The sequence below is a fragment of the Saccharibacter sp. EH611 genome (genome assembly GCF_009834765.1).
GTDB lineage: Bacteria > Pseudomonadota > Alphaproteobacteria > Acetobacterales > Acetobacteraceae > Saccharibacter.
The window spans coordinates 73037-87076 of record NZ_WVHP01000022.1; the positions used below are offsets into that span (position 1 = coordinate 73037).

Annotated in this window: 15 protein-coding genes and 1 tRNA gene; 8 read left to right on the top strand and 8 right to left on the bottom strand. The window is 53.3% G+C overall.

The features are described 5' to 3' along the window. Positions 1-160: 160 nt before the first annotated feature. The 4 genes from rfbB to rfbD are packed head-to-tail and all read left to right on the top strand — an operon-like array spanning position 161 to position 3618. Complete coding sequence (gene rfbB, locus GS535_RS07555) at positions 161-1216, top strand: dTDP-glucose 4,6-dehydratase (RefSeq protein ID WP_160791795.1); 1056 nt, start codon at positions 161-163, stop codon at positions 1214-1216. Further along, the gene (rfbA, locus tag GS535_RS07560; protein ID WP_160791796.1) at positions 1213-2142 is read left to right on the top strand and encodes a glucose-1-phosphate thymidylyltransferase RfbA; all 930 of its coding nucleotides are present in this window, start codon (positions 1213-1215) and stop codon (positions 2140-2142) included. Before rfbB ends, rfbA begins: the two co-directional genes overlap by 4 nt. Positions 2143-2158: 16 nt before the next feature. Next, a complete protein-coding gene (gene rfbC / locus GS535_RS07565; RefSeq protein ID WP_160791797.1) occupies positions 2159-2722 on the top strand; it encodes a dTDP-4-dehydrorhamnose 3,5-epimerase in 564 nt (187 codons plus the stop codon). Positions 2723-2727: 5 nt separating this feature from the next. Further along, a complete protein-coding gene (rfbD, locus tag GS535_RS07570) occupies positions 2728-3618 on the top strand; it encodes a dTDP-4-dehydrorhamnose reductase (RefSeq protein ID WP_160791798.1) in 891 nt (296 codons plus the stop codon). A 147-nt stretch (positions 3619-3765) separates the two neighbouring features. Here the strand turns inward: rfbD and GS535_RS07575 are convergent, their stop codons facing one another. The 5 genes from GS535_RS07575 to GS535_RS07595 all read right to left on the bottom strand — a co-directional run bounded on the left by GS535_RS07575 (position 3766) and on the right by GS535_RS07595 (position 7019). Then, the gene (locus GS535_RS07575; protein ID WP_160791799.1) at positions 3766-4590 is read right to left on the bottom strand and encodes a metal ABC transporter permease; all 825 of its coding nucleotides are present in this window, start codon (positions 4588-4590) and stop codon (positions 3766-3768) included. Beyond that, positions 4583-5242, bottom strand: coding sequence for a metal ABC transporter ATP-binding protein (locus GS535_RS07580; RefSeq protein WP_160791800.1), 660 nt, complete (start codon positions 5240-5242; stop codon positions 4583-4585). Before GS535_RS07580 ends, GS535_RS07575 begins: the two co-directional genes overlap by 8 nt. Beyond that, on the bottom strand, positions 5239-6126 hold the full coding sequence (locus tag GS535_RS07585; protein WP_160791801.1) for a metal ABC transporter solute-binding protein, Zn/Mn family: 888 nt from the start codon (positions 6124-6126) through the stop codon (positions 5239-5241). The genes GS535_RS07580 and GS535_RS07585 overlap by 4 nt, the downstream gene beginning before the upstream one ends. 129 nt (positions 6127-6255) lie before the next feature. Further along, positions 6256-6331, bottom strand: a tRNA-Ala gene (locus tag GS535_RS07590). Between the two features lie 70 nt (positions 6332-6401). After that, positions 6402-7019, bottom strand: coding sequence for a nucleoside triphosphate pyrophosphatase (locus tag GS535_RS07595; protein ID WP_160791802.1), 618 nt, complete (start codon positions 7017-7019; stop codon positions 6402-6404). Between the two features lie 322 nt (positions 7020-7341). On the opposite strand from GS535_RS07595, the gene hemE reads away from it, so the two are divergent. The 3 genes from hemE to hemJ are packed head-to-tail and all read left to right on the top strand — an operon-like array spanning position 7342 to position 9570. Beyond that, entirely contained in the window at positions 7342-8406 is a 1065-nt protein-coding gene (hemE, locus tag GS535_RS07600; RefSeq protein ID WP_160791803.1) for a uroporphyrinogen decarboxylase, read from the top strand. Beyond that, the gene (locus GS535_RS07605; RefSeq protein ID WP_160791804.1) at positions 8403-9095 is read left to right on the top strand and encodes an HAD family phosphatase; all 693 of its coding nucleotides are present in this window, start codon (positions 8403-8405) and stop codon (positions 9093-9095) included. Before hemE ends, GS535_RS07605 begins: the two co-directional genes overlap by 4 nt. 28 nt (positions 9096-9123) lie before the next feature. Next, complete coding sequence (gene hemJ / locus GS535_RS07610; protein WP_018979872.1) at positions 9124-9570, top strand: protoporphyrinogen oxidase HemJ; 447 nt, start codon at positions 9124-9126, stop codon at positions 9568-9570. 17 nt (positions 9571-9587) lie between these two features. Here hemJ and GS535_RS07615 read toward each other — a convergent pair whose 3' ends face one another. Beyond that, on the bottom strand, positions 9588-10217 hold the full coding sequence (locus tag GS535_RS07615) for a DedA family protein (protein WP_237442241.1): 630 nt from the start codon (positions 10215-10217) through the stop codon (positions 9588-9590). Between the two features lie 176 nt (positions 10218-10393). Here GS535_RS07615 and GS535_RS07620 point away from each other — a divergent pair, with 176 nt between their 5' ends. Continuing rightward, on the top strand, positions 10394-12316 hold the full coding sequence (locus GS535_RS07620) for a prolyl oligopeptidase family serine peptidase (RefSeq protein ID WP_237442242.1): 1923 nt from the start codon (positions 10394-10396) through the stop codon (positions 12314-12316). On the opposite strand, the gene GS535_RS07625 is transcribed toward GS535_RS07620, so the two are convergent. After that, positions 12313-13698, bottom strand: coding sequence for an MATE family efflux transporter (locus tag GS535_RS07625; protein ID WP_237442243.1), 1386 nt, complete (start codon positions 13696-13698; stop codon positions 12313-12315). The genes GS535_RS07620 and GS535_RS07625 overlap by 4 nt on opposite strands. 83 nt (positions 13699-13781) lie before the next feature. Further along, a complete protein-coding gene (locus tag GS535_RS07630) occupies positions 13782-14003 on the bottom strand; it encodes a heavy-metal-associated domain-containing protein (RefSeq protein WP_160791805.1) in 222 nt (73 codons plus the stop codon). Positions 14004-14040 lie beyond the last annotated feature (37 nt).

A 14040-nucleotide genomic window follows, 5' to 3' on the forward strand; every position in this document is an offset into this window, starting at 1 on the left:
TCTGGTCTGTGGTTCAAACTGTATAAGGTATGAGCGGCTTGAATTCGTTATCAGGGTTGCTTTTCTTATAGAGGGGATGGCGTTAATATAGTGCCATACGAACACAGTATTGATGCTAGTAACCAGTAAGGGGGAAACCCCTGCAAGGCGGGGGATAGGTATGCGAATTCTATTGACGGGTGGGTGTGGTTTTATTGGCTCGGCCGTGGTGCGTCATCTGATTGAGTATACGGCCCACCATGTTCTCAATGTTGACTGCATGACCTATGCAGCATCAGCTGAAAACCTGTCAGATCTTGCGTCTAACGCACGTTATACGCACTCATTGACCGATATTAGGGACGGTGCTGCTCTTCGGCGGGTTTTTGCTGAGTATCAGCCTGAGGCGGTGATGCATTTGGCGGCGGAAAGCCATGTTGACCGCTCTATTGATGGGCCGGATGCTTTTGTACAAACAAATGTAATGGGCACTTATACGCTTTTAGAAGCAGCGCGTGGCTACTGGCATGCCCTCCCTGTGGAGAAGAAAGAGGCGTTTCGTTTCCTGCATATTTCGACTGATGAGGTCTTTGGACATCTCAGCAAAGAAGATCCTCCCTTCACTGAAGAAACGCCTTATGATCCACGAAGTCCTTATTCTGCGACAAAGGCAGCATCAGATCATCTTGTGAGGGCGTGGCATAGCACCTACGGGATGCCAACTTTTGTGACGAATACGACCAATAATTATGGCCCGCGACATTTCCCGGAAAAGCTTGTCCCCCTTATGATCATCAAAGCGCTCAAGAGGGAGCGTTTGCCCGTTTATGGTCAGGGACAAAACATTCGGGATTGGTTATATGTGGAAGATCACGCTGAGGCGCTTGTCCGTGCGGTGGAGCGTGGTGTTCCCGGTCAGACTTATGCGATTGGCGCACGTCAACCTCATACAAATCTAGACGTCGTGCGTAAAATTTGTGCTATTGTTGACGAGTTGCGGCCTGACCATTTAGAGCCGCGTGAGCGTTTGATAGACTTTGTTTCGGATCGTCCTGGTCATGATTTTCGTTATGAGATTGACCCCTCTCATGCAAAGCGGAGCCTGGATTGGACGGCAACGCATTCACTTGACGCTGGGCTGAGAAAAACGGTTCAGTGGTATATTGATCATCAGTCCTGGTGGCAGATGATTATGGATCAGCGCTATAATGGCCAACGTCTGGGAAAGGGATCATGACAGAACTTGCTCCGCATGCAGCCCCGCATACAAAGGGTATTCTTCTCTCCGGCGGGTCTGGGACACGTCTTTATCCCATGACGCAGGCTGCCTCTAAGCAGCTTTTGCCTGTTTATGATAAACCGATGATCTTTTACCCGTTATCAACGCTGATTTTGGCGGGAATACGGGAGATTATGGTGATTACCACCCCGGCGGATATGCCTCAATTTCAGCGGCTTCTAGGGGATGGGTCGGCTTTTGGTGTTGAGTTTACCTACCGGGTTCAGCAACGCCCAGAAGGGATTGCGCAGGCTTTTCTTATTGCCGAGGATTGGCTCAAGGGTTCCCATTGTGCGTTGGCCTTGGGTGATAACCTGATCTTTGCCGACCGGTTGGAGTTTATGTTGCTTAATGCAACACGGCGTCAGCGTGGCGCTACGGTCTTCTCTTATCAAGTACGTGACCCCGAACGGTATGGGGTGGTGACATTTGATGAGCAGGGTAAAGCGCTTGATATTGTTGAAAAACCTGAAGAGCCGGAGTCAAACTGGGCGGTAACAGGGCTCTATTTCTACGATGATCGCGTGTGTGAGATGGCCCATAAAGTGACACCGAGCCCACGTGGTGAGCTTGAAATTACCGACCTGAACCGTATGTACCTTGCAGAGGGTACGTTGCACGTGGATCATCTGGATCGCGGTTGTGCGTGGCTTGATGCGGGAACGCCGGATAGCTTGATGCAAGCTGGGACGTTTGTGCAGGCTATTCAATCGCGACAAGGCTTATTGGTGGGATCACCGACGGAGGCTGCTTTCCGTATGGGCTTTCTCTCTGCAGAGAAGCTGCGTGAACGTGGGCAAAGTATGGCTAAAACAGAACTTGGGCGGATGTTGCTGAATGTCGCTGAGGGGAATAAACGCCCCCTAAAACGTAAAAAATCATAATCAGGAGGCCATCATTATGGATGTTACCCCTCTTTCTCTTCCAGATGTCTTATTGATTACACCACGACGTTTTGAAGATAATCGTGGTTTCTTCTCTGAAACGTATAATCAAAATACCCTTAAAGAGATTGGTATTACCGCACCTTTTGTGCAGGATAATCAGAGCTTGTCGCGTCAAAAAGGCGTCGTGCGTGGTCTGCATTGCCAGCTTGAGCCTTACGCACAAGGGAAGCTCATCCGGGCAACACGAGGGGCTATATGGGATGTCGCGGTGGATGCACGGACGGGTTCCCCAACCTACGGGAAATGGGCTGGTGCTGAGCTTTCTGCTGAAAACTGGTCTCAGCTCTGGGTGCCGCCGGGCTTTTTGCATGGCTTTGTGACATTAGAAGAAAATACGGAAGTGCAGTACAAGTGCACGTCGTTCTACAATAAAGACTCTGAGCGCGGCGTTAAGTGGGACTGCGCTGAGATCGGCATTGAATGGCCGATCTCAGCTGATGAGGCGGTTCTATCAGAAAAAGACCTCGCCTCTCCGTCCTTCTCTGCCGCTCAAGGGTGGTTTTCCTATAAAGGGTGAGTGTCATGACCGTTTCTTCCCCTCTTCTGGTGGTCGGTAAAAACGGCCAGCTTGCGACATCGCTGCGTCATTTTGGCGGAGAGGCCGTTACCTGCGTTGGGCGGCCTGAGATTGATCTAGACCATCCGGAAAAATTTGCGGCCCTACTTGATCGTCTCAAGCCTTCCTTTGTGGTGAATGCAGCGGCGTGGACGGCTGTGGATGCCGCAGAAGAGGAGGAAGACGCGGCAGATCGTGCTAACCATACGGGGCCAGCCCGTTTGGCGGAGGAATGTGCACGTCGTGATATTCCTTTCCTTCATGTGTCGACGGACTATGTGTTCAATGGCAAAAAGGGCCAGCCTTACACGGAGGAAGACCCTATCTGCCCAGAGAGTGCCTATGGTCGGACGAAAGCGGCTGGTGAACGAGCTATTTTAGCGACTGAGGGGAAAAATATCATCCTGCGGACTGCTTGGGTTTATTCCCCCTATGGGAAGAATTTTGTGAAGACGATGTTGGCGCTGGGCACAAAGCACCCTGAGCTTCGTGTTGTTGGAGACCAACAAGGCAATCCGACCAGTTCGGACGATCTCGCCCAAGCGATTTTGGCGATTGTTGGGACTGTCAAACGCACCGGGTGGAAGCCTTCTTATGGAGGGATCTTCCATGCGACAGGCGGAGGGGATGCGGCGACATGGTTTGAGCTGGCACAGGCGACGCTTGAATGTGCCGAAGTTTACGGTCAGAAAATGCCCAAGATGACCGCTATCGGCACGAAGGATTGGCCAACCCCCGCCCCTCGCCCCGCAGATTCACGGCTCGATAACAGCAAATTGGCACACACATTTGGTGTGACATTGCCAGATTGGCGGGCAACATTGGCCCAGACGGTCAAGCAGCTAAAGCAGCATTAAGGCGATGAATCTTCGTTTTTGGAAGCGGCCGAAAAAAGACCCAAGCGCCGTGCCAGTTGTGGACATGAAGTTTTTGATTATCCTTCATGTCCTAATGCTCAGCTTTATTGCCTTTATCCATTGGAAGGTATCGACCATGCATGACTTCTAGAGAAGTCTGCGTGTCTGGCGTAAGTGCTGGATGATGCTGGCGCTGATATAAAGCGCTACAGCTCCGATCCCGATCCAGAAAGCCACTGGGGCATCCGTATACCAAGAGAGGATAAGCCCACCCCAGGAAAGGCAGAGGGCGCTGACGAGAGAGAAAAGAAGGCCCTTTGTTGGGGAGAGCTCAAGGCGAAGGGCGGCAGATGCCGGGCCGATCATTAAACTAAAAGAGAGTAACGCGCCTGCGACTTCTGAGCATGCTGCAGTAGCAAAAGCGGCGAGCATCATAAAAAGCCGCGACAACAAAGTGATGGGGACGCCGCGTGCTTGAGCAAGGTCAGGCGCAATGCTGCTAAAGAGCAGAGGGCGGCCAATGATTCCGAGCACGCTTATACAGAAGATGAGAATGCCCCCCAAAGAGAAAAGGGTGTGGGCGCTTAAGCCGAGCACGTCGCCAAAGAGTAATGTAGAGGCCTGATTAGAGGCGCTATTTGCCATATGAAGGCACCAAACACCAATACCTAAGCTGGCGGCCAAAACGAGCCCTGTCATGCTTTCGCGACGAATAGGCGCGAAGGTGCCCCCCTCTCCCTTGCTTTCTTGGGCCATAAGCAGTCCAGCGATGAGGCTGGAGCCCATCATCCCCCATAAAGGAGCGATCCCTAGCCAGATAGCAGCGGCCGCTCCGCTAAAGCCAATATGAGGCAGGGCATGGGCAGCGAATGCTTGCCGGCGGAGTAACATAAACCAGCCGATGGGGCCTGCAAGAAGGGAGACGAGCAAACAGCCAACAAAGGCATGTTGCATAAAGGGGAAGTCAAACATGGAGCTGCCCCTCTTCAAGCCAAATTTCGTGAGCGGGGCATGAAAAATCATCTGCTTCAAGCGCGCTATGCGCCGTCATGAGCAAGGCAATACCGTAACGGTTATAGAGCTCAGAAAAGAGGATTCTATTGGCGTTACGAGCTTGTGGGTCAAGGGCTGCGAGCGGTTCATCAAGAATGAGCAGACGTGGCTGATGGGCTAAAGCTTGAGCCAGAGCCACCCGTTGCCGCTCTCCACCTGAGAGCACGCCTAATGGGCGGTCTGCTAGATGGGCCGCTCCTGTGATGGTCAAGAGACGTAAGGCTTCGCGGCGTGGTGCACGTGACCATGAAAGCCCCCAATTTTTTCCGGAAATACAGGCGATGACGTGGCTGATGACGGGTAACATCGGAGCGTGTTGTCCGGCTTTCTGAGGCATGTAGCCAATAAGGTGTCGGGCTTGCTTGGGAGGTTTATGGTCAAGCAAGAGGGTACCAGTCTGGAGGGGGATAAGCCCAAGAATGGCGCGGAGAAAGCTGGTTTTCCCAACGCCATTAGCCCCACGTAAAATGGTAATCCCGTTTAGGGGGAGGTCAAAATCGGCATTATTGAGAACGGTACACGGCCCCACTTGGAGTAAAAGCTTACGGCCAACGAGACAGGGTGTGATCATGGTGTGGACTGTGATAAGGCGCGATCAATGGGATCCAGAATCGTGCTCATCCATTCAGCCCATGACAAGCCGGAAGGAAGCGTTTCGCCCAGACGTAGAACCGGCACAGAATGCGTTTGCGCTAGAGAAACCAGCCTGTCTATTTGTGGTGAGGTAACCGTTGGATTGACGAGCAAAAACCGTACTGTTTTTTGGGTGATCGCGCCCTCAAGTGCAGCGGTTTCGCGTGGGGAGACGCCAGAATCGTTCATAATGGCGTGTGCCCAGCTTTGGTCAACGACGTGTAGTCCAGCACGGTGGAGAAGACGCTCCCCTGCGGGCTCTGTTACAGCGATGGCCTGGCCATGAAAGCGGGCGTTAAGAGACGCTAAATGCTGTGTAATTGCGTCATAATGGCGCTGGAACGTGTTTAACCGTGCTTCAATGGCGGCCTTATGGTCAGGCGCTTGTGAGATGAGCCAGTGAGCAAAATGCTCTCCAAAGTGATAAACTGTGTCTGGGTCGAAGAAGAGATGCGGGTCATCACCTTCTTTCCAAGAAGGCGCATAATCCGTTGCGACCATACGTAGCGGTGTGTTTTCTGAAAGAGGAAGCGCCCAATCATCATAGGTTGCGCCATTGATCAGTGCAGCGTCAGCTTGTGCCAGTTGACGGGCCATAGAGGGTGTAGGGTGCAGATGGTGAGGGTCTAAATCTTGGCTGGTAATGAGGGCCTGCGTGGTGACACTCTCCCCGCCAATGTCTTGGGCAATACGGCACCAAACGCTTTCAACACAGACAATATGACGCGGAGCTGCATGAGCGACTGAAGAGGAGAAGCTCATGAAGGCCCATACGCTCAGTGCGAAAATGGTCTGTAAGCCGCCATGGCGCAAAGAACGCATGAAAACCCCTTCAGTTCCGGTTATAGGTCAATGTTATATGGTAACATTGATCAACACAGAAAAGCTACTGCTTCAAGAAAGGAAGCGGTGAGAAAGAATTTTCTGGAGGGTAATTTCCTTAAAAGGAAATGGTGGAGCCAATCGGGATCGAACCGACGACCTCCTGAATGCCATTCAGGCGCTCTCCCAACTGAGCTATGGCCCCACGATAGCGCGACTAAAATCGCGCGTGTGCAGCCTCTATATCGAGTCTGCACAATGCTGGCAAGAGCAAATTATGTTTTTAACCCGCCATGGCAGCGTAAGGCCTCAAGGAGTGGGAGGAGCGGAAGCCCAAGGATCGCGTCATAGGTTCCTTCATACTGCTCAAAAAGCTGTATCCCGATCCCTTCAAGGCGGTAACCCCCGACACAATAAAGGATTTCTTCACCATCAAGGGCTAGGTACTGGTCAAGGAAGCTATCAGAAAAGTTCCGCATGGTGAGGTGTGGAGAGCTGACATGCTCCCATAAGCAGCGGTCTCCTTGCCATAGTACAACCGCACTATGGAGACTATGGGAGCGGCCTCGTAGTTGTTGAAGCTGTTGTTTGGCATGGTGGCGTGAGGAGGGTTTGGAAAAGATCGTGCCGTGGCAGTCAAGAATTTGGTCGGCAGCTATAATAAGTGCTTGAGAGGGGGAATCTTGCGCTGCTTTTTCTGCTTTAGCCCGTGCGAGCGACAGAGCCGTTTGTGCTGGGGAAAGCGCATTTTTTTCAGTTTCTTGTCGGAGGGAGGCTTCATCCACATCAACAGAGCGTGATGTTGCGTCAATCCCTGCCTGGCGTAAAAGGGTGCGCCGAATAGAAGACCCGCTGGCGAGAATGAGCGGAAATTGGGTTGGAAAGTAGGACATGGTGCGCTTTTCTTTTAGAAGAGAAACAGAGCTGTCATAATTGACGAGACTTGCAGAAAAAATAGGCCTGTACTGTTAGGAGGAGGTCTGGGCTATGGTGCATGATCGGAGATGTTGAACAAGAGTGATGTAAGAGTTTGTGTATAAAAGTCTGTGGAAAAAATGGGAAAACTCTTTAATCCCTTGGAAAATCAAGTGATGTAGGGCTTTTGCTCTGTGGGTAAGTTGTGGTGTGTCGTAAGAAAGAGCTTTGCCGCAAAGCGCACAAACTCTGTTTCTATCATCATCGTATCGTTGTCTTTATGAATATTAAGTAGGTTGTATGACATTGGAAAACACGTCTTCCCCGTCCGTTAAAACAGGTCAAAAACCCCTCCTGCGGGCTTTGCGTGGTGAGGCCGTATGGCCCCCGCCAATGTGGCTGATGCGTCAGGCGGGGCGTTTCCTTCCCGAATTTCGCGCCATGCGTGAGAAAGCGGATTTTCTAACGCGCTGCATGACGCCTGACATCGCTGTGGAACTAACGTTGCAGCCTATTCGCCGGTATCAGATGGATGGGGCGATCTTGTTCTCCGATATTCTGATCCTCCCTTGGGCGTTGGGACAGTCTCTGCGTTTTGAAGAAGGGCGCGGGCCGATTTTAACGCCTATTCGGACGAAAGAAGACCTCGACGCCTTGGATGAAAATCGCGTGATGGAGGCCACAGCTCCTGTGCGTGAAGCGCTGCGTCGTTTGACGACTGAGCTTCCTGAGCACACGACGTTGCTAGGCTTTGCGGGCAGTCCCTTTACGGTATCGTGCTACATGGTGGAAGGCGGCGGATCGCGCGACTTCATGCATACGCGTCAGCTGATGCAAAAAGACCCTGCTTTGTATGATCGCTTAATAGAGCTGCTGGTGACCAATACAGCGAAAATGCTGTGCGGTCAGATTGAAGCGGGTGCGGAAGCAGTCATGCTTTTTGATTCATGGAGTGGGCTGCTGCCTCCTGAAGAATTCCGCCGCTATGTCATTGAGCCGACACGCCGGATTGTGGAAGAAATCCATCGGCATCACCCAGATACTCCTGTGATTGGCTTCCCGCGTTTGGGCGGTGTGATGGTTGCAGAATATGCTGAGAAAACAGGGGTGCAGACATTGGCGCTGGATACAAGTGCCGACATGACCAAAGTAGCGGGCATGGTGCCCGATACCCTCCCCTTACAAGGCAATCTTGACCCTATGACGGTGCTTAATGGTGGCGATAAGTTGGTCAAAGAAGCCCGACGTATTCGTGATAGTATGAAAGGGCGGCCTCATGTGTTTAATTTAGGGCATGGTGTGATGAAGCAAACGCCGCCTGAGCATGTGGCGCTCCTTGTGGATACGATCCGGGATGTTTCATGAGCATGACAGAGCTAAGAAATAACCTGAAACTGGTTGTCTTTGATTGCGATGGTGTGTTGATCGACAGTGAACGTCCCTCTTGCCACGCAACAGCACGTTTTGCGCGCTCGCAAGGGCTGGAGATGTCTGATCAAGAAGCGCTGGAACGCTTTGCAGGCAAGGCATTACCTCAAGTCACGCAGGAGCTTGAACGCTTATTAGGCCACTCTCTTCCACCCAATACAGCGGATATTCTTCGCCAAGGCTTGGTTGATTTGATGGAAAAAGGGGCAGAGCCTGTTGAGGGGGCGATGGCGCTGCTTAAAGCTCTGACGGCGCAGCATGTGCCGATGCGGGTTGGGTCGAACTCCTCAGAGGCGGAAATGGAAGCAAAGTTCCGTCGCACGGGGATGGATCGGTATTTCACACCTGATCGTATTCATTCCGCGACAGACCGTAACCACCCAAAACCGGATCCTGACGTTTACCTTTATGCTGCCCAGCAAGAAGGGGTGACGCCGGCGGAAACGGTGGTGATTGAGGATAGTGACACGGGAGCTGATGCAGCGCGTCAGGCTGGGATGTCATGTATTTTATTACGTGATGACGGGTTGCCTCTGCCTCCTTATTGGCCGGTGGCGGGCTTTGTGCGTGTGCGCCATCTACGTGAGGTATTTCCACTTTTGCAGGGTAAACTAACTTTGCTCTGAACTCGTAACTGATAAGGGTGATCACGCTATGACCATGTTTCTTATGATGCATTTAAGTTGGATTATCGCGTTGCATGTCATGGCGGTGATCGCGTGGATGGCGGGGATTTTCTACCTTCCTCGTCTTTTTGTGTACCATACTCAAGTGCAGCACGGTACAACGGAGAGTGATCGCTTTACGCTGATGGAGCGGCGCTTACTCAAGCAGATCATGGCGCCGGCCATGGTCGTGACCTTTCTGACAGGGAGCGCGATGGCCTCCTTGCCGGGCGTGGTTGATTGGCACGCGGGTTGGTGGTGGGCCAAGCTTGTGAGCGTTATTGGGATGTTTGCTTTTCACGGAACATGCGCGCGTTGGTGGCGTGGTTTTTCACAGGGGCGCAATGCCCATAGTGAGCGTTATTATCGTGTAGCCAACGAGGTTCCTACGATCTTAATGATGATCATTGTGGTGATGATTATTGTACGCCCTTAAATGAGGAGGCGCCCCGTTTATTGGGGCGTCTGTTTACCACGTTCCTCGTCCCGTTTGGCTTTTTCAACAAGCGTATGTTCGTGGCGATGGAGGAAGAAGAGGCCGCTTAGCATACTTACGATGAGTAGGCCGCCAATGATTGGGCCGATAGGGCCAGAGAAATGGGTCATTTGGTCGCCAATTGTATAGGCGACGAACACATAGCCTGCTCCCCAAATGATCCCGCCAAGAGCATTGTAAAACATAAAATGCTTCCAAGGCATGCGCGTCGCTCCGGCAAGGAGTGCGATAAAAATGCGCAAAATAGCGAGGAAGCGACCAAACAGAATCCCTAATCCACCAAAACGGCGGAAAAGGTAACGGCCCAGCAGCAAGCGGTCTTCGTTAATGCCGACTTTACTGCCATGACGTTCCAGCAGGCGGTAGCCAAAATAATGACCAATAAGATAGCCGATATTGTCGCCTAAAATAGCCCCGATGATGGCCGCACTCATAATTCCTTCCATGGAAAGATGATGGGTGCGCGCGGCATAAACGGAGAGCAAAATTAGCAAGCTTTCAGCAGGAAGAGGAATGCCCGTGCTTTCAAACGTGATGATGAGCCCGAGGACAATATAGGCATGCATCGGTGGGAGATGGGCAAGCATGTCGAAAAGAGTATGCCCAATTGAGTCGAAGAAATGCCCAATAAGATCAAAAAAATGCGACAGGGTTCGTACTCCTGCAAGAAAACGTGACTGCTATGACCGTGCCAGAACAGACAGTGTAGCCGGTTCATGCTACTGTAAGAGAGGCGCTGATCATAGAGAAAAGGCTCATTTTCATGTCCTCATCACAGTCATTATCCGATCGTACCTCTTGGGTCAGTCCTGCCCTCATGGTGCAAAAAAACCGTGCCCTCTCAGAAGTACGCGCACAGAAAGGGTGGGTTTTTTGGTTAGAGCGCCGACCAGACGAGGCCGGGCGGAGTGTGGTGGTGGGGCGTGCACCTGATGGGCACTGCCAAGATCTGACACCGCAAGGCAGTGATGTTGGTACTTCTGTGCATGTCTATGGTGGTGGTGCATGGGACGTGCGGGTGACAGAGCATGGCGTGGAGGTTGTTTATAGCGATCGACGTCAGGGTGGTGTCTGGTTTAGCCGTCATGGGCAGCCTTCGGTGGCGTGGTGTGCAGAAGCCCATCGTGATGGGCGCGTGTGCCATTATGCGGATCTCTGCTTTGCACCGTCAGCGATGACGGTGTTTTGTGTGCGAGAAACCCATCACGAGGGGCAAGAAACGGCTCAGATTGTGTCGATTACCGAGCAAGGAGATGAGCATGTTTGGGCAGAGGGAGCGGACTTTTACGCAGCCCCTCGTCCATCGCCAAATGGACGTTTCTTGGCATGGATGATGTGGGATAATCCCCATATGCCTTGGACGGAAACACGTCTTGCCGTGACTGCTCTGACACGCGGTGCTTCTCCTACGGTTCTTGAGGGAGAGGCCGAATCCTGCAGTGTGATGGAGCCTTTCTGGGATGGCACGCGTCTTTACGCGCTTTCTGATCGCACGGTTGAGGGGCAAGAGCGGCTCTGGACACCGATTGCTTTTGACGAGGCACAAGGACGATGGGAGCCTGCGTTGCTTCCGCCAGCTGGCGCTGAAATTGGCCTTCCTGCGTGGGTCTTTGGGCAGCGCTCGTGCGTGCCGCTTGAAGGGGGCGGGTTGTTGGCTCGTGGCCTGTATCATGGTGTTGCACGGCTTTTGCGCTATGAGCCTGAGAGCGGTTGGCACATTTTGGCGTTTGAGGGAGCGCCGGAGACTGTGCCTTTCCCGTTGGAGGATGGCAGCGGTCGCGTGGCATGGCTGGATGCCCCGGCTGATTTGCCGCCTGCTGTAGCGCTGGGCGGACTTGAAGGGCCGATTGAGCGCTTCCGCCTAGCATGGCAGGTGCCAGAAGGCGTGACGAAAGAGGATATTGCCACACCAGAAACCTTGCAGATTGATGTGGACGATGACGGCCCAAGCCCCCTTTATGCGTTGTTCTATCCCCCAGCTCACGGAGCGCACTGTCTTCCAGCGGAGGAGACGCCGCCTTTGGTGGTGATCGTTCATGGGGGGCCAACAGGGCAAGCGCGGACGGATTTGTCCTTTAAAGTGCAATGGTGGACATCACGCGGCTTTGCGGTGCTGGATGTTAATTACCGTGGTTCCACAGGTTTTGGCCGTGCGTATCGAGAAGCGCTAGATGGGCAATGGGGCGTGCGGGATGTGCGTGATTGCTGTGCGGCGGTGCGTTATCTGATCGCACAAGGGCGCGTTGATCCGGCCCGTTGCGTGATCCGTGGCAGTAGCGCTGGTGGGCTGACGGTGCTTTCGGCTTTGGCGCAGTCGGATCTGTTTGTTGCAGGCACGTCCCTTTATGGCGTGACGGATTTACGGGGGTTGGTCGCTGATACGCACCGTTTTGAAGCCCGCTATACAGACCGGTTGATTGCCCCATGGCCTGAGGGAGAAGCGGTGTATCGTGCACGCTCTCCCCTCAGTTGGCCGGAGAAGATCACAGCGCCTGTACTGTTCCTTCATGGAGGGGCCGATAAGGTCGTGCCGCTTTCACAAGCAGAAGCGCTGGTGGCACAGCTTGACGGTGAGCCGCAGCTCCATATTTATCCGCATGAAGGGCACGGTTTCCGGGCACCTGATGTGATTGTGGACTCGCTGCAACGTGAGCTGGCTTTTTATCAGCAGGTTTTTGAGGGTTAAGAACCGTATTTCTTCTCAAGATTGCCGATGACAGACAAAGCAGTCATCATGGCCAGAGAACCAAAGACCACCACCCCCAAGGCTTGGCCGATCATCACGCCTTGGGGGCCGTAATGGGCTCCAATGGCGACAAAAGGAATGGTCCCCAAGGTGGCGCGGCCCCAGTTGAAGCCGGTGGAATAGAGCGGATGGCCGAGATTGTTAAAGGCGGTGTTGCTGACAAAAAGCAGGCCGATAAACATATAACTTGCCACCACCCAGCAGCAGAATAGTTTAACGAGCGCAATGCCGGCCCCCTGCACATGGAAAGCTTGGAGAATAACATTATGGGCTGCGGCAAAGAGGGCCCAAGCGAGCCCAACGCAGAGGGCGGTCAGCTTAAGGGCGGAGAGGAACGTTTCGCGCACGCGTGCTGGCTGCCGGGCCCCGAGATTTTGCGCCATAATGGGGCCGACTGAACCGGTAAGGGCAAAGACAAAAGCAAAAGCGACAGGCACCATACGGTCCACCACTGCCTGTCCTGAAACGGCCTCAAGGCCAAAGCGAGACATAGAACGTGTGACAAAGAGATTACCGATGGGTGTCGCCATGTTGGTGGCGATGGCTGGCAGGGCAATTTTGCCAATGTCCTGACAGGAGATGGGGATCATGCGGCGGCGTGGCCATTCCAACATATTATAGCCACGTAGGTTCAGAAAACCGCTGAGCGAAATCATGCAGCGCGATAAAACGGTGCTAATGGCCGCCCCTTCAAGGCCCATATGCAGGCCGAAAATAAGGAGCGGGTCGAGAATAGCGGTGCAGACCGCCCCCGTTAGCGTGACACGCATGGCGCGTTTCGCATCACCGACCGCGCGAAGAAGCGAGGAAAGGGCCATGCCTAGGCAAATGAGCGGAAGTGCTGGCGAAACGATGTGCAGAAAAGACGTGCCATGCTCTAAAGCGCCGCCATGAGCCCCAAGGAGCGCTAAAAGCGGGTGAGCAAAAAGGGCGGTTGTGCAGCCGAGAAGCAGGGTGACACCAACCATCACCACCAAAAAAGCCGAGGCCTGACGTCGGGCTCGATGGGAGCGGCAGGCCCCAATAAGCCGCCCTGTGCTGGCCCCTAAACCGATCGACATTCCCAGAGAGACCGCACTTTGAACAAAGCTTAGGGATGTTGCAAAGGCGATAGCGGCCGTCAGTGTTGGGTCGTGGAGATGTGAAATATAAAGGAAATTGAGCAGATCGACGAGAAAGACCGCCATCAATCCGATCGCCCCCGTTCCGGCCATGATGACGACATGACGCATAATGTTACCCTGCACGAAACGTGCACGAGTGGGAGCGCATGGTCCCTTAGGGCCGATACTGGCGGAGAGAGGATGAGGGCGGTTCGCCATAATAGTGGGGTGTGCCTTGTGAGAGAGACATGAGGTCTGCTCCCCTTGCTGAGGCTGAGCCTTTGCGTGAGGGAGTGGCTTAGTTACGATTCACTGACAGTACCTTCAAAGCCAGCATCATCGACAAGAGAGCAGAGCGCTTCAGCTGTTGTTTCTGCTGGATTATACGTGACGGTAGCTTGGGACGGGTCGCGGGTGACGGTGACGCTCTCTACGGCAGGATTGGTCATAAAAGCCGTGGTGAGGGAGCTTACGCACCCATCGCAGGTTAGGCCCTCAAGGGCGATGCGAACTGTTTTGGTCATGATCAAATGACTCCTTGCGCTAAAAGATCACTTGCCA